The following is a 25,786-nucleotide window of genomic DNA, read 5'->3' on the forward strand; positions in this document are numbered from 1 at the left end:
GGAGCGGACTTAGCCGGCGGGTGTCAGGCCGAGGATTTCCGAGGCATGCTGACGGGTCGTTTCGGTGATATTCACGCCGCCGAGCATGCGGGCGATCTCGTCGATCCGCGCCGCGTCGTCGAGGACGGTGACGGTGCTCACCGTCTCGCCATCGCGCTGAGCCTTGGCGATCGACCATTGCCAGTTGGCCTGCGCGGCCACTTGCGGCAAATGCGTCACGCACATCACCTGACGCTGCTGGCCCAACTCGCGCAGCATGCGACCGACGATCTCGGCCACGCGGCCACCGATGCCGACGTCGACCTCGTCGAAGATCAGCGTCGGCACCGCCGCCGCCCGGCTGGTGATCACCTGGATCGCCAGCCCGATGCGCGACAACTCCCCGCCCGAGGCCACCTTGGCCAGCGGCCGCAGCGGCTGACTGGGGTTGGCGGCCACTTGGAATTCCACCGTTTCGTTGCCGTGCGCGCTGCCGTCCGATTCGGGCAACAGCGCGATCTCGAACTGGCCGCCGGCCATCGCCAGCGTCTGCATGGCGGCGCTGACCTGTGCCGACAAGGTCTTGGCCACCGGCGCCCGGGCCGCGCTGAGGCGTTCGGCCGCCACCGCGTAGGCCTGCTTCGCCGCCTCGGCCTTGGCCTGAAGCGCGGGCGGATCGGCGTCCGACAGCAGGGCATCGAGCCGGGCGCGACGCTCGGCCAGCACCTCGGCCAACGCATCGGGCAACACCCGGTGCTTGCGCGCCATGTCGGTGACGGCGGCGATACGCGCCTCGACCTCAGCCAGACGGTCCGGGTCCACCTCGACCCGGTCACGGTAGCGGCGCAGTCCGTGCACCGCCTCGTCGGCCTGGATGGCTGCGCCGTTGAGCAGATCGTGCAGTGATTGCAGCTCGGGGTCGATGGCCGCCAGCTCGGCCAGACGCGCGGCTAGGCGCTCCAGCTCGCCGACCAGCGGCAGCTCGCCCTCATCCAGCGCATCGACGGCGGCGCAGACGCCTTCCAGCAAGCCGGTCGCATGCCCCAGACGGCTGTGCTCCAGTTCCAGTTCGCGCCAGGCCTCCGCCTCGAAATCGAGCGCTTCGAGTTCCTTCACCTGCCATTCGAGCAGCTCGCGCTCCTGCGCCACCCCGGCCGCATCGGCCTCGGCCCGCTGGCAGGCCTGCCGCGCCTTCTGCCAGGTTTGCCAGGCGCCCGCGACCTCTCTGGCCAAGTCCTCAAGACCCGCGTAGGTGTCGAGCAGGCTACGCTGGGCGTCGGCGCGCAGCAGCGCATGGTGTGCGTGCTGGCCATGGATGTCGGCCAGCCAGGCGCCAACCTCGCGCAGCTGGGTCAGCGTGACGCTGACGCCGTTGATCCAGGCGCGCGAGCGGCCGTTCTGGTCCACCACGCGGCGCAGCAAGAGCGCATCGTCGTCGACCTCGATGGCCTGCTCGTCGAGCCAGGCGGCCAGATCTTCGGCCGCCGGCAGGTCGAACTCGGCGCTCATCTCGGCACGCGCCTGGCCGGTACGCACCACGCCGCTTTCGGCGCGGTCGCCCATCACCAGGCCGAGCGCGTCGAGCAGGATGGATTTGCCGGCGCCGGTCTCGCCGGTGAGCGCGCCGAAACCGTCGGCGAAATGGAGTTCCAGCTCATCGACAATGACGAAATCGCGGATATGAAGACGACGCAGCATGAGGGGACCGTGGTCAGAGATGGCGCGGCGAGGCGCTCCAGTGGAGCTTCTCGCGCAGCATGGCGAAATAACTGTAGCCGGGCGGATGGATCAGGCGGATGTGATGCGGCGAGCGGGTGATGCGGATGCAGTCGCCGGCGCGTGCGTCGAAGCGCTCCTGGCCGTCGAAGTGCACCCGTGCGTCATGCGGTGCCTGCAGCACGATGTCGATGGTGCAACTGTCAGGCAAGGTGATCGGCCGCGCGGTCAGGGTGTGCGGGCACAGCGGCACCAAGGCGATGCCGACCATGTCGGGGTGCAGAATCGGGCCATTCGCCGACAAGGCATAGGCCGTCGAGCCGGTCGGCGTGGACACGATCATGCCGTCGGAGCGTTGGGTGTAGACGAATTCATCGTCGATACGCACGTCGAACTCGATCATGCGGCCGATGTCGCCCTTGTTGACCACCACATCGTTGAGCGCGATGGTGTGGAACACGCTGCGGCTGCCGCGCTTGACCACCACGTCGAGCATGAAGCGCGGCGCTTCGACGCCCTTGCCGTCGAGGATCGCACCGAGCCCGACCTCCATGTGCTCGCGCGCGATGTCGGTCAGAAAGCCCAGCCGCCCTTCGTTCACCCCCACCAGCGGCACGCCATGTTCGGCCAGCCGGCGGGCGGCGTTGAGCATGGTGCCGTCGCCACCGAGCACGACCGCCAGATCGGCGCCCGCGCCGATCTCGTCGTAGGTGGCCACGGCAAAGCCCGAACCGAGCCGGGTGGAACTCGCCGTGCCCTGTTCGATCAACACATTCAACTCGCGCTCGCGCAGAAAACCGCCGATTTGCAGCACGGCGGCGGCCACATCGGGGCTTTGGTATTTGCCGATCAGTGCGACCGACTTGAAGGCGTGGTTCATAGGCCAAAGATTAAACCACAAGCGGCGCGGCGATTCGATGGCGCGCAACCCCGGAAAGCGCCACACTGCGCTAGGCACACGGCGCAGACTTACTTAAAATCCATGGCCGACGCGGACCCCGGACACTATGGCTGAACTCGACGAACGCTCAAGAATCCTGCTCAAGACGCTGATCGAACGCTATATCGCGGACGGCCAGCCGATCGGGTCGCGTGCGCTGTCGAAGCAATCGGGCCTGGAGCTGTCGCCCGCCACCATCCGCAACGTGATGTCGGACCTGGAAGAGGCCGGCTTCATTTCCAGCCCGCACACCTCGGCCGGGCGGATTCCCACCTCGCGCGGCTATCGCCTGTTTGTCGACAACCTGCTCACCGTGCGGCCGATGCACAAGGCCCAGCTACTCGAGCTCAAGGAACATCTGCAGCCCGACCAGCCGCAGCGCCTGATCAGCGCCGCCTCCAACCTGCTGTCGCAGCTGACCCACTTTGCCGGTGTGGTGGTCGCGCCGCGGCGCGAGGCCATCCGCATTCGCCAGATCGAGTTCGTCTCGCTGTCGGAGACACGGATCCTGCTGATCATCGTCACCACGCGCGGCGACGTGCAGAACCGCATCCTGATCACCCAGCGCAAGTATTCGCCGTCCGAACTGGTCACCGCCGCCAACTACCTCAACCAGCAGTATGCCGGGCTGGATTTCGACGACATCCGCGGTCGCCTCAAGGCGGAGCTGCAGCAGCTGCATTCGGACATGTCGGAGCTGATGACCGCCGCGGTGGATGTCGGCTCGAAGGCGGTCGAGGAGTCGTCCCAGTACATTCTGTCGGGCGAGACCAACCTGCTCGACGTCGAAGACCTGTCCTCCAACATGGCGCGCCTACGCGAGCTGTTCAAGCTGTTCGACCAGAAGACCGGGCTGCTGCAACTGCTCGATGTCTCCAATCGCGCCGAGGGTGTGCAGATCTTCATCGGCGGCGAGTCCGGCCTGGCACCGCTCGACGAATGCAGCGTCATCACCGCGCCCTACGAGGTCGATGGCCAGGTGGTCGGCTCGCTCGGCGTCATCGGCCCGACGCGCATGGCCTACGAGCGCGTCATCCCCATCGTCGACATCACCGCCCGCCTGCTCTCGAGCGCCCTGTCGTCGAACAACTGACGCTTTTTCCGGAGAGATTTCCATGGCCCGATACCGGCCCGAGCCGGCTCATTCTCATGGCAGCGTGCCGCGCGTCGGCGTGCTGCTGGTCAACCTCGGCTCGCCGGAGGCGCCGACCGCCGCTGCGGTGCGCCCCTATCTCAAGCAGTTCCTGTCCGATCCGCGCGTGGTGGAGATTCCCCGCCTGGCCTGGTGGCCGATCCTCAATCTCGTCATCCTCAACACCCGCCCCGCCAAGTCCGCCGAAAAATACGCATCGATCTGGACCGACGAAGGCTCGCCGCTGCGTGTGCATACCGAGCGCCAGGCCAAGCTGCTGGCCGGCTTCCTGACCGAGGCCGGCCATCGCGACTGGCGGGTGGACTGGGCCATGCGCTACGGCCGGCCATCGATCCCCGAGCGGCTCGACGCCCTGCGCGAGGCCGGCTGCGACCGCATCCTGGTGGTACCGATGTATCCGCAATACGCCGGCAGCACCACCGGCAGCGTGATGGACGAAGTGGCCGACCGACTGCGCACCTGGCGCAACCTGCCCGAGCTGCGCTTCGTCCGCAGCTACCATGACGACCCGGGCTACATCGCCGCCCTGGCCGCCAACGTGCAGGCGCACTGGGCGAAAAACGGCCAGGCCGACCGGCTGATCCTGAGTTTTCACGGGGTGCCGCGCTTCACGCTCGACAAGGGCGACCCCTACCACTGCGAATGCCACAAGACGGCGCGTCTCCTGGCCGAGGCGCTTGAGGTGGCCCCCGAGCGGGTGATGCTCACCTTCCAGTCGCGCTTCGGCAAGGCCGAGTGGCTCAAGCCCTATACCCAGCCGACGCTCGAAGCGCTGCCCAAGCAAGGCGTGCGCTCGGTGGACGTGATGTGCCCGGGCTTTGCCGCCGATTGCCTGGAGACGCTCGAAGAAATCGCCATGGAGTGCAAGGAAGCCTTCCTGACGCATGGCGGCAAGCACTTCCACTACATCCCCTGCCTCAACACCCGCGATGACTGGATGCACGCCCTCACCCAACTGGTGATCCGCCATGCCGGCCACTGGGCCGACGCCGATCCGCGCCGCAGCGTGGCCGACCGGCAGCTCGGCCGTACCCGTGCCCTGGCGCTCGGCGCCAGCCACGGAGAGAAAACGCCATGAACGTGATGCTGATCGCGCGCTGGGCGCTCAATGCCTTGGCGCTGATGCTGGTGCCCGAACTGGTCAGCGGACTGGAAGTGACGTCCTACACCACCGCCTTGATCAGCGCCTTGCTGCTCGGCCTGGTCAATGCCCTGATCCGCCCGGTGCTGATCCTGATCACACTGCCGATCACGGTGCTGACGCTGGGCATCTTCACCCTGGTCATCAACGGGCTGCTGTTCTGGCTGGTGTCTGGGTTGGTCGCCGGCCTGCATGTGCCGGACTTTGCCACTGCGTTCTGGGGCGCGCTGGTCTACAGCCTGCTCACCTGGCTGGTGAACATGGCCTTGTCGGATCGCTCGAACGTGCGGATCAGCGTCAAGCGCTGGCCGCCGGACGAGCGGGGCTGAACCCGCCCCGCCCCGTCGGGATCAGAGCCGCGCCGACTTGTCGACGCCGTTGCGCGGCACCGCCTTGCGCGCCGGGCGACGGCGCACCGCACCCGGATCGAAATCGCCATCGAGACTCGTCAGCGCCGCGTTGCGCGCATCGAGTGCGCGCTGGAAGGCACCGTCTTCGCCGTACTTGTTCACCGAAAATTTCACCCGCTTGCGCCGCCCGTCCGGCAGCGGCCACGAGGCCACCCAGAACCAGCGCTGCTTGTCCTCGGGCAGATCGCGGGTCTCCGAGGCGCAGTAGCGGCACACGCCGACTACGCCGGAGCGGTTGTTCTTTTTGCGGATCGACGAATATTCCTGCATCGACAGCGGCGGATGCGCTGCGATGATCTCGTCCCGGTAGGCCTTGGCCGCCGAAAACGCCTTGCGCTTGCCGCTGAACACCCCATCGCTGAAATGCTTGCGATAGATGACCCCGCGACGCTGGATCGTCACCAGCCAGCCATGGGTGCGGCTCGCTTCGTTGTCGACACGGCTGATGCCATATACGCTGCTTTGGCTCACTCGAACGTCCTCCGGCCCGATTTGATTGGGGGGCATAGGGACGCTTTCGGCCGCGCGTCGAAAAACTTTACGGTTGACGGAAGAACGGCATGGATGGCCGACCAACGGCCTTTCGAACGCAACATCCGCCACAAGCGCGGCATCCCGCCGTCACTGCCCCACACGGCCGACAGGCATGGCGAGGGCAGGAGCGCATCGAGGTGGCGAGCTGGCTCGTCGGATCTGGTCGCGAGGCAGTGCCATCAAACCGGCTCATTCTGTGCTTCACCCCCCAAAACCACGTCGCGGCCGGGCTGTCGATGTGGCATCGCCGAACCGTATCGCCACACACGCGGCGGCTTGGATGCTACATTGCATTACCCCTATGATTCGCATGGGTATGAGAGAAGACGATCGGGGACGCGTTATGGAGAACAAGACCGGGGTGTCTGACCATGGGCAAGTGTCACCCCGTCGGCGGCGTGAGCCTGATTCAAGCAACCCGTCCCGACAATCCACCAGCACAGACACGCAATCTTCAGGCTAGACTGACGCCTGGTGGGGAAACTGCCACGACGCGCGCCGATACCTCCTCACCCCTTTTCCCCCAAATACGCTGTACTGAGAAGACCAACAACGGAGAGACCCCCAAGAAGCGACGAGGCACCTCGGTCACCAGGATGTGATTGCTTATTCCTGACAAGCGGGAAACCGTAGATGAAGCTGCGCTTGTGTCCATTCCGTATGCGCGCGCCCCTGGCCTTGAGCTTGGCGCACGGTCTGTTGTTGTTCCAGACGGCTGCCATGGCCGATACCCCGGCCGGAGAGACGTCGTCGCCACTCGCGATAAGCAGCGTGGCCGACATGGATCTCACGGAGCTGGTGAGGGTGCGGGTCTCGCCCTTCGATGTCGCGACGCATCTGGACAAGGGTTACCGGGCCTCGAACTCGGTGTCCGGCTCGCGCTTCAATGCCCCGATCCGGGATCTGCCCTTCGCCATCCAGGCCTTCACCGAGTCCTTCATCAAGGACCAGAAGCCGGTCAACATCTTCGACGTCGCCCGCTATTCGCCGGGCGTCACCTACCGCAGCAACGACTTCAACGAGGGCAATGCCAACCTCGCCATTCGCGGCTTTGCGGTCAGCGCAACGCCGGGGAACATCCAGATTCTGCGCGACGGGGTGAACGGGCCGTCGATTTTCGATTTCACCAATATCTCGCGCGTGGAGGTGGTCAAGGGGCCGGCCTCCTTCCTCTATGGCCAGGTCGCGCCCGGCGGCATCGTCAATATCATCACCAAGAATCCGGAACCTCGTTTTTCCGCCACGGCCGACCTCAGCTACGGCTCCTACGACCAGCACCAGCTGGGTATCGACATCACCGGGCCGCTATCCCCGACCCTCTTCTACCGGCTGGCCACCTCCTACCAGCAAGACCTTCATTACTGGGACCCTTACGACGCCCATTCCAGAAACATCTCACCGTCCTTGCTGTGGCAACCCAACGACCGCTTCAGTCTGTCGCTCAAGTACGAGAACTTCCACAAGGTCGAATCACCGCAGGTCATGCAGAAGCCCGGCTATGGCGCGCAGGTCGGGATCGTGCCAAGCCCGTCCGACCCCAACCTGTCGGGTGTCGACGTCCCGGGCCTGCCGGACGATTGGAACAGCATGTCGTTCGCCGACTATCGCACCAGCGACACCGAGAGCCTGAATGCAAGGCTCGACTTCAAGATCAACGACCGCTGGAGCCTTCGCGCCGGCTACGCCCACCAACGCTACGAAATCGACGCGCTGTTCTCCGGCAACTTGGGCATGGCGAACAACGCGACCTTTCTCCAGGGGCGCCGTCTCAGGGGGCAGACCTATACCAACGAGGGCGACACCTTCGACGCCCATGCCGTCGGCAACTACGACTTCGGCGCCACCAGCCTGCGCCTGCTCCTGGGCGCCCAATATGTCGAGCGCCGCTTCGACAACTGGGCTGCCCAAGCCCCCAACAATCCGGCCCTGGGCAGCAATCCCACGGCCTCGCCGCTGCCGCTGTGGGATCTGACCGACCCGTCCACCTGGAACCGGGTCGTCAACATCCCGCGCTCGGCGCTGACCGAGAACAAGACCGACTTCAGCGTCACCTACACGGACAAATCCCTCTACGCTGGCAGCACCTTCGGTTTCTTTGACGACCGCCTGCTGGCGCTGGCGGGCTGGCGCCTGACATCGACCAGGAACCAGCTCACCAACAACCTGACCCAGCAATCGGAACCCGAATTCACCGAGCACATGGTGACGCCGCAATACGGCCTGCTCTACAAACTCACCCCCGAGTTCTCGCTGTTCGCCTCCTATGCCGAGTCCTTCGTTCCCGGCTCGCAGATTCTTCGCCATCCCGACGGCTCCACCAGCGCGGCAAAGCCGACCAAGGGCAGAGGCTACGACATCGGTGTGAAAGCCGATCTGCTCGGCGGCCGCCTCTCCGGCACCCTGACCTTCTTCGACGTGCGCAACCAGGACATCGTGAACGATCTCGCCTCCACCAATAACATCGGTTCGGTGGTGATCCACAACGTCCAGAGCGGCGAGCAGCGCTCGCGTGGTATCGAGTTCGACACCACCGCTGCGCTCACCGACAACTGGCAGCTCTATGTCTCCTACAGCTACATGCATGCCCGGATCACCGAGTTCAGCGGCAACGATGAGGCCATCCTCGCCCAGGATCCGACCACGCTCGATGCCGCCGGGCAGCGGAACTACAGGGATGTCAAGCGCCTGCACAATGCCCCGCTGCAAATGAGCGCGCCCCATCTGGCCAATATCTGGACGCGCTACGACTTCACGCAGGGCGACCTGCGAGGCCTCTATGTGGCTGGCGGCGTCAATATCGTCCACAACCAGACGCTCCTGCCCGACAGCCCCAAATCGTCCCGGCAGAGCTACACGCTGGTCAATGCGAAGCTCGGCTACCAATGGCAATGGCGCGGTCAAGCGCTGAGCATCGACCTGATGGGCAAGAACCTCACCAACGAGTACTACCGGCCTTCGCAGAGCACGCGCGCGCGGCCCCGCGAATTTCTCCTCACCCTCTCGGCCAGGTACTGAGAACGACATGCAGACCAGAGACCACGACCTCGGTTTGCCAAACGGCCAGGCACCTTGCCGCGCGCTGGCCCCCACGCCGCGCCCGGTCACGATGCCAGCCGACATATCCCCTCCCGGCACACGGCAGCGGTGCCGGAACTTGCTGGCCGGCCTGCTGCTGCTCGCCTGCCTGCCGGTGTTTGCCATCGGGCAGCCGAACACGCGGATCGATCCGCGCATTGTCCAGGCCGCTTTTTTGCGCAACTTCGCCCACTACGTGACCTGGCCCGACAACGCCTTCGCCGATGAGCGTTCTCCCTGGCGGATCTGCGTGCTGGGCAACGACCCCTTCGGCAATGCGCTGGAGAGCACCCTTGCCGGACGCACCGAGCAAGGCCGCCCGTTTGCGATCTTCCGCGCCAAGCGCCTGGAAGACCTGCAACGCTGCCAGATCGTCTATGTGGCCCACGAAGCCACCGCAAACCGCCGCGCCACGCTTGCGGCGCTGAAAGACAAACCGGTTCTGACCGTGAGCAGTGCCCCCGATTTTCTGCAGGAAGGGGGCATCATCCGCTTTCAGATCACCGACTATGTCGAAATGAGCGTCAACCTCGATCAGGCCCGCGCGGCCTCGTTGACCATCCCGACCAAAATGCTTGAAGTCTCCACAGGAGTGGTCGAGAACGGTGTGGTCCGCAAAGTGAGATAGGCGGTGGATCGCGGACTGAATATCGACAAAAAGCTCGCGCTCGTTCTATGGAGCTCGGCGCTGCTGGCCTTTGCCGTCGCGGGGGCGGGCTTGGCCTTGTTCCAGCACCTGACGCTGGAAGACCGCGCCATGCAGATCATGCAGCCCTACGCGCAGCTGGTCTCGGTCGGCACGGACGCCGCGGTCGCTTTTGAAGACCCGCGCCGGGCGCAGGAAATCCTCGATACCTTGCGGATCAATCCACAAATCCTCGAAGCCGACATCTTCCTGGAAGACGGAAGACCCCTGGCCAGCTTTCGCCATGCCTCGAACGCCGCCCCCCGGGCCCCGCCGGACCGGGCCGATGGCGTCCACCTCGAAGACACCACGGTAGAACTCCTGCAAGGTCTGCCGCGCGGCGCGCACCTGCGTATCCGGATGAGCCTGCATCAACTCAACGAGCAGACGCAACAGACCTTATGGATATTCGGCGCGGGCGCGCTCATCGTGCTGGCGGCCGCGCTTGGCCAACTGGCTCTGCTGCGGCGAATGATCGCCCGCCCCATCGCCTCGCTCACCGAGGCGGCGGAGCATGTGCGGACCCGCGCGGACTACACCCTTCGGGTCCCCGCCAGCGGCAACGACGAAGTGGCGCGCCTGGGCAGGAGCTTCAACGCCATGATGGACGCAATCCAGGAAAAACAGGAACTGCTCCTCGAAGCCCAACACATCGCCCATGTCGGCAACTGGTGGCACGATCTTGAAACCGGCGAAATGTTCTGGTCGGACGAGTTCTTCCGAATCCTCGGCCGGCCACCGCAAACGCCAAGCACCGAGCTGGTGCTCGAATGCATCCACCCCGAGGACCTCCCCGGCCTGCTGGCCGCGCTTGAGGCCTCGCCCGGCCATGGCGAAGACTTCGAAGTGGAATTCCGCATCGTCCGCCCGGACGGCGAAATCCGCTGGGTCAGCAACCGGTGGGTGGACGTCTGCGACCAGGACGGCAAAGAGATTCGGCGCGTCGGTACGCATCAGGACATCACCGAGCAAAAGCAGGCCGCCGCCGCATTGCAAAAACTGAACCGCGAACTGCGCGCCATCAGCGAATGCAACCAGATCCTGATCCGCGCCGACGACGAGCAGTCCCTGGTCGAATCCGTTTGCCGCATCGTCTGCGACGACGCCGGCTATCGCATGGCCTGGGTGGGCTATGCCGAGCAGGACGACGCCAAGACCCTGCGACCGATTGCCCATGCCGGCGTGAAGTCCGTCTATCTGGAACAGGCCGGACTGACCTGGGCCAATACGGAATACGGACGCGGCCCGAGCGGCACCGCGATTCGCCAGGGCGCGATCGTCGTCGTCAACGACTTTGCCAGCGACCCTCGCGTGTCACCGTGGCGCGACACCGCGCTGCGACATGGTCACCGCTCGAGCATTGCCTTGCCATTGAAGGACAGCGGCGGCCACACCTTCGGCGTGCTGAGCATCTATGCCAGCGAGACCGACGCCTTTCCCCTGGAGGAACAGCGCCTGCTCGAAGAGCTCGCCAATGACCTGGCCTTCGGCATCGTCACGCTACGCGCCCGCGAAGAACACGACCGCGCCGAAGAGCAGATCAGAATCGCCGCCACGGCCTTCGAGGCCCAGGAAGGCATCGTCATCACCGACGTGAATCAAACGATTCTGCGCGTCAATACGGCCTTCACCGAAATCACGGGCTACACGCCCGAAGAGGTCGTGGGCGCCACGCCACGCATTTTGAAGGCGCCGCTCCAGGACAGCGCCAGCTACGACACCATGTGGGCGTGCATTCGGCGCGAGGGCGCCTGGCAGGGAGAAATCCTCAATTCCCGCAAATGCGGCGAAGCCTACCCCGCCTGGCTGAACATCACCGCGGTAAAGAACCCCCAGGGAGAGATTACCCACTATGTCGGCACGATGACCGACATCACCGAGCGCAAGACCGCCGAAAGGAAGATCGAGCACCTGGCGTTCTACGACCTGCTCACCGATCTGCCGAACCGGCGCCTGCTCCAGGATCGGCTCCACCACGCGATGGCGGGCAACGCCAGAAGCGGGCGAATGGGCGCCCTTCTGTTCATCGACCTGGACAACTTCAAGATCCTGAACGACACCTGCGGCCATGACGTCGGCGACCTGCTGCTGATCGAGGTGGCTCGGCGTCTGGGCACCTGCGTGCGCGAGGGCGACACCATCTCGCGCCTCGGCGGCGACGAGTTTGTCGTGATGCTGGAGGATCTGAACGCCAACTGGTCGGAGGCGGCCACCCAGGCAAAGAGCGTCGCCGAAAAAATCCTGTCGGTGCTCAACCATCCGTACCACATTGCCGAGCGCGTACATCACAGCACGCCCAGCATCGGCGCGACCCTATTCTCCGGCGCCGACAATTCGGTGGATGAATTGCTCAAGCAGGCCGACATCGCCATGTACCAGGCCAAGACGGCAGGCCGCAACACGCTGCGCTTCTTCGATCCCGAAATGCAAGCGAACCTGGCCACCCGCGCCAATCTCGAAGCGGCGCTGCGCGCCAGCATCACCGGCAAGAAGTTCGTCCTCCACTATCAAGCCCAGATCGATGGCCAACACGGCATCATCGGTGCCGAGGCCCTGCTCCGCTGGCGCCACCCAGAAGGCGGCATGGTGCCGCCGGGCGAGTTCATCCCCCTGGCCGAGGACACCGGCCTGATCGTGCCCATTGGCCAGTGGGTGCTCGAATCCGCCTGCGAACAACTTGCCGACTGGGCGCGCGACCCGCGCAAGCGACATCTGCTCCTGGCCGTCAACGTGAGCGTTCGGCAGTTCCGCCAACCGGATTTCGTCGCGTCTGTGCACCAGGCCTTGACCCGTGCCGGTGCGCCGGCTACCCAGCTCAAGCTCGAATTGACCGAAAGCCTGGTGCTCGACGACATCGACGACTCCATCGACAAGATGCGCACACTCAAGGAACTCGGCGTGGGCTTCTCCATGGACGACTTCGGCACCGGATACTCATCGCTCTCCTACCTGACCCGACTCCCGCTCGACCAGCTCAAGATCGACCAATCCTTCATCCGCAATCTGCCCGACAGTGCCAGCGACGCCGTCGTGGTCCAGACCATCATCACGCTCGCCAGGAGCCTGGGCCTGTCGGTCATCGCGGAAGGCGTGGAAACCGAAGCCCAGCGCAGCTTCCTCGCCCGGTACGGCTGCCCGACCTACCAGGGCTACCTGTTCAGCAAGCCGATCGAGCTGGCCGCCTTCGAAGCCTTGCTGCCCCTGGATTGAATCCGATCGCGGAAGCGCGGCCAAGGCGGGGCATTTTCAGCGGCTGACGGCAAACCCCGAACTTGGCGCGCCGACGACAAGGCCCCCCAGGCTGCGAGCCGGCGCTTGCAATCCTCTCGCAGCGCCCTCACCTGATTGCTGCCGGCGCCCGACCCGGGCGAGCTGGCCACCATGCGATTTCTCCGGGCGGACCCCAGCCCCCACGGCGGCGGCACCGCCAACATTTTCCGGGAGCTCCGAATGTCGAACACCTCTTCCCGCGTCGTCTGCCCGCACTGCCACGCGGTCAACCGCATTCCCGTGCAACGCCTGGGGGACGGCCCGCGCTGCGGCCGCTGCAAGGCGGCCGTGATCGAGGCTCGGCCGATCAGCGCCAATGGCGCGGACTTCGACCGCCATCTGGTCAATGACGACCTGCCGCTGGTGGTGGATTTCTGGGCCCCCTGGTGCGGCCCGTGCCGCGCCATGGCGCCGGCCTTCGAGGCCGCCGCGCGCGAGCTGGCGCCCGGCGTGCGTCTGTTGAAGGTCAGTACCGAAGAGGAACAGGGGCTCGCCGCCCGCTATAACATCCGCAGCATCCCGACCCTGGTCGCCTTTCGCGGTGGGCGCGAGGTGGCACGGATCAGCGGCGCCATGGACGCACCGCGCCTTACCAAATGGGTGCGGGAAAACACCTGAGCAGCAGGTGCTTCAGTCGTCCACCAGTTGCAGGTCGGCACCCGGCGCCAGGGCGGTGCCGCGGGCGGCGACCGGCGCGCTCTTGGCCAGTTCGGCCGACAGGATGGCCAGGCGCTTGGTCATGGCGGTGGTCAGGCGGCGGCGGAAGAGATCCTGGCTCTCGTCGGTGGACAAGGCCAGCGCCGCCGGGTTGATCTCCAGGTAAGTGGTCTCGGCCAGCGTGACCACCGTATACAGGTGCTTGTGGTCCAACTCGTCGAGGTAGGCGGTTTCGCCGAACACCTCGTCGTCGCCCAGCTCGACGATGCGCCGGCCGGACACCGACAATTCGATCTTGCCCTCGATGATCAGGCCGAAGCGCTGGTCCTGGTCACCTTCGCGCATCAGCGTGGTGTTGGCCTTGACCGTCCGCCAACTGGATATGCGCAGCGCCTCCCACAGATCGATGTCGTCGAACTCGGTGAAGAAGGTCAGTTTGCGCAGGGTCGAAAACTGGCTGGTATCGGGCGGCAACAGGTTGTCGTCTACCAGCTGGTAGCGCACCGCCGACAGATCCTTGGCAAACTCGGCGCCGTTCTTGTAGCGCGAGTAAAGGTCCTTTTCGAGCGCCTTGCGGATGACCCGGTCCATCAGCTCGGGCAGGTCGGGCAGCAGTTGGGTGACCGCGGGCGGATCGGCGTTGATGATCTTGTAGATCAGCTGGGCCGGGTTCTTGGCGCGAAACGGCAGGCGGCCGGTGAGCATGTGGAACAGCACCACGCCAAGCGAGTAGAGATCGGTCTTCTGGTTGAGCGGATAGCTCTTGATCTGCTCCGGCGACATATAGGCCGGCGAGCCGACGCCCATGATGAAGGTCGAATCGGTGTCGACCTTCTTGTTGATGTTCATGGCCAGGCCGAAATCGGTGATCTTGACGTTGTCTTTCTCGTCCACAAGGATGTTGGCCGGCTTGATGTCCCGGTGCACCACCCCCTGGCGATAGGCGTAGTCGAGCGCCATGCAGCACTTGAAGACGATGCCGATGGCCCGGTGCACCGGCAGCAGATGGGCGAAGGTGCAGAAGCGCTCGAGCGACTCGCCCGGGAAATACTCCATCACCACATAGGCTTCGTTGGTCCCGACCACGCCCTCGAAGATGCGGATGATGTGCGGATGGTTGAGTCGACTGGCCACCGCCCGCTCCGCCTTGAGCAGCTTGATCAGCCGGCGATTCCACTTCGCCTCGTCCTTGGACTTGTCGTCGAAGCGGATGTATTTGAGGGCCACCGGTTCCGGATAGTCGGGGCTTTCGGCCAGGTAGACCGTCGCGGTCGCGCCTCGCCCCAGCTCTCGGACAATCCGGAAATTCCCGATCTGTGTCGGGATATCGTTCATTGAAATCCTCCGTCCCACCCGGTGCGTCGATCATCGGGCACCGTATCTGATGCGCATCATTATGCCCCCGCCGGCCACGCTTGATGCAAATCGCCGTATGGCGGCCGGAAGAAATTTCCCCCGCACGACTTGAAATCCACCGCCCCGCCCCCAGCTAGGCCAGCATTCGCCAACTCACCCCGCATCAGGATCGATCCATGCAACAGAAACCGACGCCCGACGCCCCCGAGCAAACGCCGGCCATCGACGTCCAGACCACTGAAACCGCATCCACCGCGCCGGCGCCTGACGCTGCGCAGGCCCAAAACCAGGCCGACGTCATGCCCAGCCTGCAGGAATCCTTGCGCCAGGCCGAGCTGCAAGCCAGCGAGCACCACGACGCCTGGCTGCGCGCCAAGGCCGAGACCGAGAACGTGCGCCGCCGCGCGCAGGAAGATATCGCCAAGGCCAGCAAGTTCGCGGCCGAAAAATTCGCCCAGGCCATGCTGCCGGTCAAGGACAGCCTCGAAGCCGCCCTCGCCGCTGAGAACAGCACGGTCGAGAACCTGCGCAACGGCGTCGAGCTGACGCTCAAGCAACTGAGCTCGGCCTTCGACGGTGCCGGCCTGACGGTGATCGACCCGATGGGCGAAAAATTCGACCCCAACCTGCACCAGGCCATCAGCGCCCAGCCGCACGATGGCGAGCCCAATCGCGTCATCACCGTGCTCCAGCGCGGCTACGCCCTGCACGAGCGCGTCATCCGCCCAGCGCTGGTGATCGTATCGGCGCCCAAGGCGGGTTGAATTCCGGGGCCTCGCCCCCACTTCTGATTGCAGCAGCGGACCGGACGACCGGCCCGGACAGACAAGAATCTCGTTAAAGGAACCATCATGGGAAAGATCATCGGTATCGACCTGGGCACCACCAACAGCTGCGTTTCCGTCATGGAAGCCGGCAAGCCCAAGGTCATTGAAAACTCCGAAGGCGCGCGCACCACGCCGTCCGTCGTCGCCTACGCCGAAGACGGCGAGATCCTGTGCGGCGCGCCGGCCAAGCGCCAGGCCGTCACCAACGCCAAGAACACGCTGTTTGCCATCAAGCGCCTGATCGGCCGCCGCTTCGAAGAGAAAGAAGTGCAGAAGGACATCGCGATGATGCCCTACACCATCGCCAAGGCCGACAACGGCGACGCCTGGGTGGAAGTGCGCGGCAAGAAGATCGCCCCGCCTCAGGTCTCCGCCGAAGTGCTGCGCAAGATGAAGAAGACCGCCGAAGACTACCTCGGCGAAGAAGTGACCGAAGCGGTCATTACCGTGCCGGCCTACTTCAACGACAGCCAGCGCCAGGCCACCAAGGACGCCGGCAAGATCGCCGGCCTCGAAGTCAAGCGCATCATCAACGAGCCGACCGCGGCCGCGCTGGCCTTCGGCATGGACAAGAAGCCGGGCGACTCCAAGGTGGCCGTGTATGACCTCGGCGGCGGCACTTTCGACATCTCGATCATCGAGATCGCCGACCTCGACGGCGAGCACCAGTTCGAAGTGCTGGCCACCAACGGCGACACCTTCCTGGGCGGCGAAGACTTCGACCAGCGCATCATCGACTACATCGTCACCGAGTTCAAAAAGGAACAGGGCGTCGATCTGAAGAACGACGTGCTGGCCCTGCAGCGCCTGAAGGAAGCCGCCGAAAAAGCCAAGATCGAGCTCTCCTCCAGCACCCAGACCGAAGTCAACCTGCCCTATATCACGGCCGACGCCTCCGGCCCGAAGCACCTGGCCGTCAAGATCACCCGCGCCAAGTTCGAGTCGCTGGTCGAAGAGTTGGTCGCCCGCACCATCGAGCCGTGCCGTGTCGCAATCAAGGACGCCGGCCTGAAGGTGACGGATATCGACGATGTGATCCTGGTCGGCGGCCAAACCCGCATGCCCATGGTGCAGGCCAAGGTCAAGGAGTTCTTCGGCAAGGAAGCGCGCCGCGATGTGAACCCGGACGAAGCCGTGGCCATCGGCGCCTCGATCCAGGGCGGCGTGTTGCAAGGTGAAGTGAAGGACGTGTTGCTGCTCGACGTCAGCCCGCTGTCGCTGGGGATCGAGACCATGGGCGGCGTGATGACCAAGCTGATCCAGAAGAACACCACCATCCCGACCAAGGCCAGCCAGGTGTTCTCGACCGCCGAGGACAACCAGAACGCAGTGACCATCCACGTGCTGCAAGGCGAGCGCGAAATGGCCGTTGGCAACAAGAGCCTGGGCCAGTTCAACCTGTCCGACATCCCGCCGGCGCCGCGCGGTATGCCGCAGATCGAGGTCACCTTCGACATCGACGCCAACGGCATCCTGCACGTGTCGGCCAAGGACAAGGCCACCGGCAAGGAAAACAAGATCACCATCAAGGCCAACTCGGGTCTCTCTGACGAGGAAGTCGAGCGCATGGTGCGCGACGCCGAGGCGCATGCCGAGGAGGACAAGAAGGCGCACGAACTGGTCGACGCCCGCAACGCCTGCGACACGCTGGTGCACTCGATCAAGAAGGCGCTGGCCGAACATGGCGACAAGATCGATGCCGACGAGAAAGGCAAGATCGAAGCGGCCATCACCGACGCCGAAGAAGCGATGAAGTCCAACGACAAGGACACCATCGTGGCCAAGACCGAAGCCCTCGGCCAGGTCAGCCAGAAGCTCGGCGAGAAGATGTATGCCGACGCCCAGGCCCAGGCCGGCGCAGCCGGTGGCGCCGAAGGCGGTCAGAGCAGCAAGGCGGCCGACGACGACGTGGTCGATGCCGAGTTCACGGAAGTGCAGGACGACAAGAAGTAATCCGGTCCCTCGCGACATCCGGCCGGGCCGTGCTGCACGCTGTGCAGCGCAGTCCGGCCTTTCCACGACAGAGCTGATACACGACCATGGCCAAGCGCGACTACTACGAAATTCTCGGCGTCAATCGCGACGTCTCCGACGCCGATCTCAAAAAGGCTTATCGCAAGCTGGCGATGAAGTTTCACCCGGACCGCAATCCGGACAGCAAGGATGCCGAAGAGCACTTCAAGGAAGTGAAGGAGGCCTACGAGGTCCTGTCCGAACCGGACAAGCGCGCCGCCTACGACCGCTACGGCCATGCCGGCGTCGACCCGAGCATGGGGGCCGGCGGCGGCCACGGCTTCGAGGGCTTCGGCGATGCCTTCGGCGACATCTTCGGCGACATCTTCGGTGGCGGGCGCGGCGGGCGCTCCAACGTCTATCGCGGCGCCGACCTGCGCTACAACCTCGAGATCACCCTCGAAGAAGCCGCCCGCGGCGCCGAGAAGACCATCCGCATCCCCACCCAGGAGCGCTGCGACAGCTGCGGCGGCAGCGGCGCCAAGCCCGGCACCCAAGCCAAGCCCTGCCCCACCTGCGGCGGCGCCGGCCAGGTGCGCATCCAGCAAGGCTTCTTCTCGATCCAGCAGACCTGCCCGAAATGCCACGGCTCGGGCTCCTATATTCCCGACCCCTGCAGCACCTGCCATGGTGCCGGCCGGGTCAAGAAGCAGAAGACACTGGAAGTGAAGATCCCCGCCGGCATCGACGAAGGCATGCGCCTGCGTCACGGCGGCCATGGCGAGCCGGGCATCAACGGCGGCCCGTCCGGCGACCTCTATGTCGAGATCCACATCAAGCCGCATGCGGTGTTTCAGCGCGAAGGCGACGATCTGCATTGCGAGATGCCGATCGACTTCGCCACCGCGGCACTCGGCGGCGACATCGAGATCCCGACGCTGGATGGCATGGCCCGCATCAAGGTGCCCGCCGAAACGCAGACCGGCAAGGTCTTCCGCCTGCGCGGTAAGGGCATCCGCAATGTGCGCTCGCACATGCAGGGCGACCTGATGTGCCATGTGCTGGTCGAAACGCCGGTGAAACTGACCGATCGCCAGCGCGAACTGCTCGAAGAGTTCCAGCGCATCGGCGCCGAAAACGCCGACCGCCAGAACCCCAAGGCCAAGTCCTGGATGGACAAGGTCAAGGATTTCTTCCAGTAAGCCTTCCCGGGGCGGCCGCTCGCGCCGCCCCGACTGCCGCCCGGCAACCCCAAGTAGGTGCCGATCGCGCTGAACGGCGGCGGCGAAAAGGGGCCCACATCGGCCCGAGCCCCGGCACAACGGCGATGAAGATTTTCGGCAAAGCTGGCATGGTGCCGCTGGTGGGCACCATCAGCGGCACCGACTCGCTGCGCGCGCCGGTCAATCGCTACATGTTCAAGCTGCGCGCCAGCGACGCAGGCGAGACGACTGTCGCCGTCAGCCCGACCACTTCGGCTCTCCTGCGCCAGGACGGTTCAACCCGCGCGACCGTCCGCTTCGGCCGTAAGGCGGGCAGTGTCGGCCGTCATGACATGGCTGCCGGCCGCTGGCGGCGTGAGCACGCCCTCGCGTTTGAACGCAGCGATCACCCGGCTAGCCGTCTCCACGGTGATCCCGAGAATGGCCGCGATGTCGGACGAGGCCAAGCGGAATACCTCGGTACTCCCGGCCCGGGTCTGCAGGCGCAGCATCAGGCGCGCCACCCGCACCCGAGCCGGTGCGCTGCCGGCAGTAAGCTCCGCCAGCCACAGCTGGGCTTCCGCCAGTGCGTCGCCGGCCTTCTCGAGCATGCGCTGCCCAAGCGCAGGATCCGAGGCCCGCAGCCGATCCAGGGTCGCCAGTGGCAGGCGGCAAACCCGCAGCGGACCGATGGCGACCGCCGACGAATCGTATTCCCGGCCGTTGAGCACCTCCAGACCGGCCAGATCGCCCGGTTTGACGATCCGCACGATACGGGCCGAGCCGTCGGCGCCATGGCGCACCAGCTTGATCGCCCCTTCGCGCACGGTATACAGCGCGTCGCTGCGCGCCCCCTGGTGGTAGAGCACGCGCTTGGCCTCGACCCGCAGGTCGTCGAAACTGCCCTGGACCAGCGCAATCTGCTCGGGTGCCAGCGAGGAAAAAACCCCCGAATCACGTACCGGGCATTTGGCGCAGTCCGTGTGACCCGCCCACGGCGAAAGTGCATGGGGGCGTGTCATGAGCGTGGCGCATCCATGGCGCGCTGGGACGGTGGCAGACGTGGGTCGGACATGGCTCAGGCCCGCCGCCAGATCGTGCCGCCGGCGGTATCTTCGAGCACGATACCGGCAGCCAGCAACTCGGCACGAATGCGATCCGCCGCGGCATAGTCCTTGGCCTGCTTGGCCGCCACGCGCTCGGCGATCGCCGCCTCGATCGCTGAATTGTCGGGGCCGTCGCCGGCGTCGGCGCCTTGCAGAAAGTCCATCGCCGAGCGCTCGAGCAGACCGAGCACGCCCCCCAGCGCCTGCAACTGCGCCGCCAGGGCGGCGCTTGCCGTGCGGTTCACCTCCGCCGCCATTTCGAACAGCACCGCCATCGCTTCGGCAGTATTGAAGTCGTCATCCATCGCGGCGCGGAAACGGGCGGCGAATTCGCCCGTCCAGTTCACCGGCTCGGTCGCCGCGGGCGCGTGCTTGAGCGCGGTGTACAGACGGGTCAGCGCAACACGGGCGTCGTCCAGGTGGGCGTCGCTGTAGTTGAGCGGGCTGCGATAGTGGGCGCGCAGGATGAAGAAGCGCACCACCTCGGGGTCGTATTGCTTGAGCACCTCGCGGATGGTGAAGAAGTTGCCCAGACTCTTGGACATCTTCTCGTTGTCCACCCGCACGAAGCCGTTGTGCATCCAGTAATTCACATAGCGGCACTGGTGCGCGCCCTCGCTCTGGGCGATTTCGTTCTCGTGGTGCGGGAACTGCAGATCCTGCCCGCCGCCGTGGATGTCGAACTGCTTGCCGAGCAGCGCCGAGCCCATGGCCGAGCATTCGATATGCCAGCCCGGACGCCCCTCGCCCCAGGGCGACGCCCAGCGCGCATCGGCAGGATCCTCTTCCTTGGCCCGCTTCCACAGCACGAAATCCAGCGGGTCGCGCTTGCCATCGGCCACATCGACACGCTCGCCGGCGCGCAGCTCGTCCAGCGTTTTGCCGGACAGCCGCCCGTAGGACGGAAACTTGCGCACCGCGTAGCACACGTCGGTGTTGTCGGCCACATAGGCCAGACCATGCTCTTCGAGCTGGCCGATCATGCCCAGCATGCCGTCCACATGCTCGGTGGCACGCGGTTCGTGGTCGGGCGGCAGCACGCCGAGCATCGCCGCGTCTTCATGCATGGCGGCGATGAAGCGGTCGGTCAAGGTGCGGATCGACTCGCCGTTCTCGGCGGCGCGCCGAATGATCTTGTCGTCGATATCGGTGATGTTGCGCACATAGGTCACGTCATAGCCGCTGGCGCGCAGCCAGCGCGCCACCATGTCGAACACCACCATCACCCGCGCATGGCCGAGATGGCAGAAATCGTAGACCGTCATGCCGCAGACGTACATCCGCACCTTGCCGGGTTCGATCGGCCGGAACGGTTCTTTCTCTCGGGTCAGGGTGTTGTGAATCGTCAACATGATGAAGCCAGGACCTGTTGTTGGAGCGCCTCCGCCAGAACCGCAAAAAAGGCGGGCCCACAAAGGGAACCCGCCTCTCATGGCGGCAAGTCGGCAACCGGAAGAGCGCCCCGGATGAGACTCGACTGAGGTTTATTGGTAGAATGCCCCGTTGATTTTCAAGGCTCTAACGGCGGCAAATTTTGTGCCGAAGTATATCACAATGAAAACACGCGATTCTTCCGTCCTTCACGCCGCATGCGCCGCACTGGCGCTGGTTTTCGGCCAAGGCGCCTTCGCTTCCGTCCAGGAGATCCAGACCCTGGTGGCGCGGGGCGATTTTCCCGAAGCCATTCGGGTTGCCGATCTCGACCTGGGCAAGAATCCGACCGACCCGCAGACCCGCTTCCTCAAGGCCGTCGCCCTGACCGAGCTGAATCGAACCGACGAGGCCATCGCCGTGTTCCGCAAGCTCACCGAGGATTACCCGGAACTGCCCGAGCCCTACAACAACCTGGCCGTGCTCTACGCCCAGCAAAAGGCCTTCGACAAGGCCAAGGCAGCGCTGGAGATGGCTATTCGCACGCATCCGAGCTATGCCACCGCCCATGAGAATCTGGGCGACGTCTATGCCCGCCTGGCCAGCCAAGCCTACGACAAGGCCTTGCAACTCGACTCGAACAACACCGGCGCCCAGTCGAAGCTGGCGCTGATTCGCGAACTGATGACGGTATCGGTCCGGCGCGACGCCCCGACCGCCGTGGCGCAGGCAGCGGCAGTTGCACCGGCCGCACCGACCGCCCTCCCCGCCGCGCCAGTGGCCAAACCCCAGACCCCGTTGCCGGCCACCCCGCCGGCACCTGCCGCGCAGCCGGCCGCCAAGCCGGCGCCAGCACCGGCGCCGACTCCCGCTCCGGAGGCTGCCCCAGCCCCCGCACCCGTCGCTGCTACAGCGCCGCAGGCGCCGGCCAAAGCACCGGTCGCCACGCCGGCCGCGCCCAGCGCCAGCGATGCCGTGCGCGGTGCGGTCGACGCCTGGGCGCGTGCCTGGGCACGCAAGGACGTCAAGGCCTATCTGTCGCACTACGCCAAGGATTTCGAGGTGCCGGGCGGAAAGTCCCGCGCCCGCTGGGAGGACGAGCGCCAGGCCCGCGTGGGTGACAAACCCGGCGAGATCACGGTCGAGCTCGAAAACATCTCGATCACCGTCAATGGCAAGCAGGCCAGGGCGATCTTCCGCCAGCACTACGACTCCTCCGGCTTCAGCGGCTCCACCGACAAGACGCTTGTCCTGGTCCAGCAGGACGGACAATGGCGCATCCAGCAAGAACTGATCGGTCGCCGATGAACACCTTCCGCCTTTTTCGCCTGGGCCTCGCCGCCGCGCTGGCCTCCTTCGCGCTGAGTGCGGGAGCCGCCACGCTCTCCGACAGCGGCCCGGATGCCGACCTGCAGCATGTCTTCCAGGCCATCGAAGCCAAGCGCCTCGACGATGCGCTCGCGCAGACCGAAGCGATCATCAAGACCTACCCGAACTTTCGCCTGGCCCATCTGATCAAGGGCGACCTGCTGCTGGCACGCGGCCGCCCGCTCAAGAGCTTCGGCAACGCCGACGGCGGCAGCAGCGCGATCGACGATCTGCGCGACGAAGCCCTCGCCCGCCTGCGCGCCTACCGCGAAAAGCCGCAAACCAGCTATGTGCCGCGCTATCTGCTGCAGATGGGCCCGGAGCAGAAATACGCCGTCGTCGTCGACACCCGCCGCGCGCGGCTCTATGTGTACAAGAACGAAAACGGCACGCCGCGCTTCGTGGCCGACTTCTATGCCAGCCACGGCAAGGCCGGCGCCGAGAAGCTGCGCGAAGGCGACAACAAGACGCCGGTCGGCGTCTATCACGTGATCTCGCAGATCGATCGCAGCAAGCTGCCCGATCTCTACGGCGACGGTGCCTTCCCGATCAACTACCCCAACGAGTGGGACAAGCGGGTCGGCCGTACCGGCTACGGCATCTGGCTGCACGGCGTGCCGCGCGACACCTATGCCCGACCGCCGCGCGCCTCGGAAGGCTGCGTGGTGCTGGCCAACCAGGACTTCAACACGCTGTCCAATTACGTCCAGGTGGGCCTGACGCCGGTCATCATCAGCCATGAGATCGAATGGCTGTCGATGGACGACTGGCAGGCCGAACGCAAGGCACTCAACAGCGCCATCGAGTCCTGGCGCCAGGACTGGGAAAGCCGGGATGTCTCGCGCTACCTCAAGCACTATGCGCGCAGCTTCAAGAGCGGCAACGACGACCTGAGCCGCTGGGCGGCGCACAAGCGCCGAGTCGCCGGCAACAAGACCTGGATCAAGGTCGAACTCGGGCGCATCAGCATGCTGCGCAGCCCCGGCAAGGACGAGCTGGTGGAGGTGACCTTCGACCAGCGCTACGAGAGCAACAACCACGACGACCAGCGCCGCAAGAAGCAGTACTGGATCAAGGAAAACGGCCAGTGGCGCATTGCCTACGAAGGCAACGCCTGAGCCTGCCGGCCACTGCGCCGGCGCACCACCCGCCCCTCTGACAAAGGCAGATCATGATGAAAGCCCTGTTGCTCGCCCTGAGCATTGCATTGACCACGAGCGTGGCCCAGGCCGGCCCGAAGGTCGCCCTGGACACCAACCGCGGCACCATCGTCCTCGAACTCGACGACAAGGCCGCGCCGGTGACCACCGAGAACTTCCTCCAGTACGTGCGCGACGGCTTCTACAACGGCGTGATCTTCCATCGCGTAATTCCCGGCTTCATGATCCAGGGCGGCGGCTTCGAGCCGGGCATGAAGCAAAAGTCCACGCGCGCGCCGATCAAGAACGAAGCCAAGAACGGCCTGAGCAACCTCACCGGCAGCATCGCCATGGCCCGCACCCAGGATCCGCACTCGGCCAGCGCGCAGTTCTTCATCAACCTGGTCGACAACACCAAGCTCGACTACCCCTCCTTCGACGGCTGGGGCTACGCGGTCTTCGGCAAGGTGGTCGAGGGCATGGACGTGGTCAAAACCATCGGCGGCACGCCCACCGGAGCCGCCGCCGGGCACCGTGACGTGCCCACCGAGGACATCATCATTCGCGCCGCGCGGGAACTCCCCGCGGACGGCAAGTAACCCATCGAACACACAAGGAGCAGCCCATGGCAGTGAAACTGCACACCAACCACGGCACCATCACCCTCGAGCTCGACGCCAACAAGGCGCCCGAGACGGTCAAGAACTTCCTCGCCTATGTCGAGGCCGGCCACTACGACAACACCATCTTCCATCGCGTGATCGACGGCTTCATGATCCAGGGCGGCGGTTTCGAGCCGGGCATGAAGCAGAAGCCCACCAACGATCCGGTCAAGAACGAAGCCGACAACGGCCTGAAGAACGACAAGGGCACCATCGCCATGGCCCGTACCCAGGATCCGCACTCGGCCAGCGCGCAGTTCTTCATCAACGTGGCCGACAACGATTTCCTGAACTTCCGCTCGGCCTCGCCGCAAGGCTGGGGCTACTGTGTGTTCGGCCGGGTCACCGAGGGCATGGACACCGTTGATGCCATTCGCGCCGTCAAGACGCGCTCGTCCGGCTTCCACCAGGATGTGCCGGCAGAAGACGTGATCATCGAGCGCGCGGAAATCGTTTGACCGCGACCGCAAGCCCGCAGGTGGCAGGCTCGGTGCTGTTCATCGCCGACCTGCACCTGTGTGCCGCCGAAGGCGCCACCACGCGCGCCTTCGAAGCCTTCATCGCAGGCCCGGCGCGCCGGGCGGCACAGCTCTACATCCTCGGTGATCTGTTCGAATACTGGGCCGGCGACGACGACCTGGCCGATCCGTATCACCAGCATATCGCCCGGCTGCTGGCCGATCTGACTCAGCACGGCACGGCCATCGGCTTCGTGGCCGGCAACCGGGACTTCCTGATCGGCGAGGCCTTCACGGCCACCACCGGCGTGACGCGCCTGACCGAGCCCGTCGCCATCACCCTCGGCGAGCGGCCGGCCGTCCTGCTCCATGGCGACACGCTGTGCACCGACGACCACGCCTATCAGGCCTTCCGCCAGCAGGTGCGCGACCCGGTCTGGCAGCGCGCCTTTCTGGCACGTCCGCTGGCAGAGCGGCGGGCCATCATCGAAAACATCCGCGCCCATAGCGAAGCGGGAAAACGCCAGAAGGCGGCCGACATCATGGACGTCAATCCGGACGCCGTCGCAGCGGCCTTCCGCGCGGCCGATTGCGACCTGATGATCCACGGCCACACCCATCGACCGGCCACCCACACCCACACCGTCGACGGCCGTCCGTGCGAGCGCTGGGTGCTCGCCGATTGGCATGGCGAGGCGCCCTATCTGGCCTGGTCTGACGGCACGCTGCGGCGCGAGCTGCTGACTGTTTGAGTGCCCCCAGGGCCGGGCTACGCCCTGCCCAC

Annotated in this window: 21 protein-coding genes; 15 read left to right on the forward strand and 6 right to left on the reverse strand. The window is 65.3% G+C overall.

The window, feature by feature from the left end; genetic code table 11:
- Window positions 1-9: 9 nt before the first annotated feature.
- Window positions 10-1,677: a DNA repair protein RecN gene (gene recN / locus I8J34_RS06155; RefSeq protein WP_214360510.1), complete on the reverse strand. Its 1,668-nt coding sequence runs from the start codon at window positions 1,675-1,677 to the stop codon at window positions 10-12.
- Window positions 1,678-1,690: 13 nt separating this feature from the next.
- The gene (locus I8J34_RS06160; protein WP_214360511.1) at window positions 1,691-2,575 is read right to left on the reverse strand and encodes an NAD kinase; all 885 of its coding nucleotides are present in this window, start codon (window positions 2,573-2,575) and stop codon (window positions 1,691-1,693) included.
- Window positions 2,576-2,702: 127 nt separating this feature from the next.
- Here I8J34_RS06160 and hrcA point away from each other — a divergent pair, with 127 nt between their 5' ends.
- Genes hrcA through I8J34_RS06175 form a run of 3 tightly spaced genes read left to right on the forward strand, consistent with a single transcriptional unit; the run spans window position 2,703 to window position 5,258 of the window.
- Window positions 2,703-3,728 (forward strand): heat-inducible transcriptional repressor HrcA, encoded by a 1,026-nt coding sequence (hrcA, locus tag I8J34_RS06165; protein ID WP_214360512.1) that lies wholly within the window; start codon window positions 2,703-2,705, stop codon window positions 3,726-3,728.
- Window positions 3,729-3,750: 22 nt separating this feature from the next.
- Complete coding sequence (hemH, locus tag I8J34_RS06170) at window positions 3,751-4,866, forward strand: ferrochelatase (protein WP_214360513.1); 1,116 nt, start codon at window positions 3,751-3,753, stop codon at window positions 4,864-4,866.
- Window positions 4,863-5,258, forward strand: coding sequence for a phage holin family protein (locus I8J34_RS06175; protein WP_214360514.1), 396 nt, complete (start codon window positions 4,863-4,865; stop codon window positions 5,256-5,258). Before hemH ends, I8J34_RS06175 begins: the two co-directional genes overlap by 4 nt.
- A gap of 21 nt (window positions 5,259-5,279) precedes the next feature.
- On the opposite strand, the gene I8J34_RS06180 is transcribed toward I8J34_RS06175, so the two are convergent.
- Window positions 5,280-5,810, reverse strand: coding sequence for an AP2 domain-containing protein (locus tag I8J34_RS06180; protein ID WP_214360515.1), 531 nt, complete (start codon window positions 5,808-5,810; stop codon window positions 5,280-5,282).
- Between the two features lie 843 nt (window positions 5,811-6,653).
- On the opposite strand from I8J34_RS06180, the gene I8J34_RS06185 reads away from it, so the two are divergent.
- The 4 genes from I8J34_RS06185 (at window position 6,654) to trxC (ending at window position 13,521) form a co-directional block, all read left to right on the forward strand.
- Window positions 6,654-8,888, forward strand: a complete 2,235-nt coding sequence (locus I8J34_RS06185) for a TonB-dependent siderophore receptor (protein WP_214360516.1) — start codon at window positions 6,654-6,656, stop codon at window positions 8,886-8,888.
- Window positions 8,889-8,895: 7 nt separating this feature from the next.
- A complete protein-coding gene (locus I8J34_RS06190) occupies window positions 8,896-9,576 on the forward strand; it encodes a TOL_0243 family YfiR-like periplasmic protein (RefSeq protein WP_214360517.1) in 681 nt (226 codons plus the stop codon).
- Between the two features lie 3 nt (window positions 9,577-9,579).
- Complete coding sequence (locus I8J34_RS06195; protein ID WP_214360518.1) at window positions 9,580-12,843, forward strand: EAL domain-containing protein; 3,264 nt, start codon at window positions 9,580-9,582, stop codon at window positions 12,841-12,843.
- A 240-nt stretch (window positions 12,844-13,083) separates the two neighbouring features.
- Window positions 13,084-13,521: a thioredoxin TrxC gene (gene trxC, locus I8J34_RS06200; RefSeq protein ID WP_214360519.1), complete on the forward strand. Its 438-nt coding sequence runs from the start codon at window positions 13,084-13,086 to the stop codon at window positions 13,519-13,521.
- Between the two features lie 12 nt (window positions 13,522-13,533).
- On the opposite strand, the gene I8J34_RS06205 is transcribed toward trxC, so the two are convergent.
- Window positions 13,534-14,895, reverse strand: coding sequence for a protein kinase domain-containing protein (locus I8J34_RS06205; RefSeq protein WP_214360520.1), 1,362 nt, complete (start codon window positions 14,893-14,895; stop codon window positions 13,534-13,536).
- 197 nt (window positions 14,896-15,092) lie between these two features.
- Between I8J34_RS06205 and grpE the strand changes: the two genes are divergently transcribed.
- From grpE to dnaJ, 3 genes are all read left to right on the forward strand, one after another.
- Complete coding sequence (gene grpE / locus I8J34_RS06210; protein WP_214360521.1) at window positions 15,093-15,680, forward strand: nucleotide exchange factor GrpE; 588 nt, start codon at window positions 15,093-15,095, stop codon at window positions 15,678-15,680.
- A gap of 87 nt (window positions 15,681-15,767) precedes the next feature.
- Window positions 15,768-17,696, forward strand: a complete 1,929-nt coding sequence (gene dnaK, locus I8J34_RS06215; protein ID WP_214360522.1) for a molecular chaperone DnaK — start codon at window positions 15,768-15,770, stop codon at window positions 17,694-17,696.
- An 86-nt stretch (window positions 17,697-17,782) separates the two neighbouring features.
- Window positions 17,783-18,898, forward strand: coding sequence for a molecular chaperone DnaJ (gene dnaJ, locus I8J34_RS06220; RefSeq protein WP_214360523.1), 1,116 nt, complete (start codon window positions 17,783-17,785; stop codon window positions 18,896-18,898).
- 296 nt (window positions 18,899-19,194) lie between these two features.
- Here dnaJ and I8J34_RS06225 read toward each other — a convergent pair whose 3' ends face one another.
- Window positions 19,195-19,920: a Crp/Fnr family transcriptional regulator gene (locus I8J34_RS06225; RefSeq protein WP_214360524.1), complete on the reverse strand. Its 726-nt coding sequence runs from the start codon at window positions 19,918-19,920 to the stop codon at window positions 19,195-19,197.
- 56 nt (window positions 19,921-19,976) lie between these two features.
- Window positions 19,977-21,356 (reverse strand): cysteine--tRNA ligase, encoded by a 1,380-nt coding sequence (cysS, locus tag I8J34_RS06230; RefSeq protein WP_214360525.1) that lies wholly within the window; start codon window positions 21,354-21,356, stop codon window positions 19,977-19,979.
- 202 nt (window positions 21,357-21,558) lie between these two features.
- Between cysS and I8J34_RS06235 the strand changes: the two genes are divergently transcribed.
- The 5 genes from I8J34_RS06235 to I8J34_RS06255 are packed head-to-tail and all read left to right on the forward strand — an operon-like array spanning window position 21,559 to window position 25,754.
- The gene (locus I8J34_RS06235; protein WP_214360526.1) at window positions 21,559-22,683 is read left to right on the forward strand and encodes a nuclear transport factor 2 family protein; all 1,125 of its coding nucleotides are present in this window, start codon (window positions 21,559-21,561) and stop codon (window positions 22,681-22,683) included.
- Complete coding sequence (locus tag I8J34_RS06240; RefSeq protein ID WP_214360527.1) at window positions 22,680-23,861, forward strand: L,D-transpeptidase family protein; 1,182 nt, start codon at window positions 22,680-22,682, stop codon at window positions 23,859-23,861. Before I8J34_RS06235 ends, I8J34_RS06240 begins: the two co-directional genes overlap by 4 nt.
- A gap of 56 nt (window positions 23,862-23,917) precedes the next feature.
- Window positions 23,918-24,481 (forward strand): peptidylprolyl isomerase, encoded by a 564-nt coding sequence (locus I8J34_RS06245; RefSeq protein ID WP_214360643.1) that lies wholly within the window; start codon window positions 23,918-23,920, stop codon window positions 24,479-24,481.
- Window positions 24,482-24,507: 26 nt separating this feature from the next.
- Entirely contained in the window at window positions 24,508-25,002 is a 495-nt protein-coding gene (locus I8J34_RS06250; protein ID WP_214360528.1) for a peptidylprolyl isomerase, read from the forward strand.
- On the forward strand, window positions 24,999-25,754 hold the full coding sequence (locus tag I8J34_RS06255) for a UDP-2,3-diacylglucosamine diphosphatase (RefSeq protein WP_230411732.1): 756 nt from the start codon (window positions 24,999-25,001) through the stop codon (window positions 25,752-25,754). Before I8J34_RS06250 ends, I8J34_RS06255 begins: the two co-directional genes overlap by 4 nt.
- Window positions 25,755-25,786: the final 32 nt, after the last annotated feature.

Source organism: Denitromonas iodatirespirans (assembly GCF_018524365.1).
In the GTDB taxonomy this organism is placed as follows: domain Bacteria; phylum Pseudomonadota; class Gammaproteobacteria; order Burkholderiales; family Rhodocyclaceae; genus Nitrogeniibacter; species Nitrogeniibacter iodatirespirans.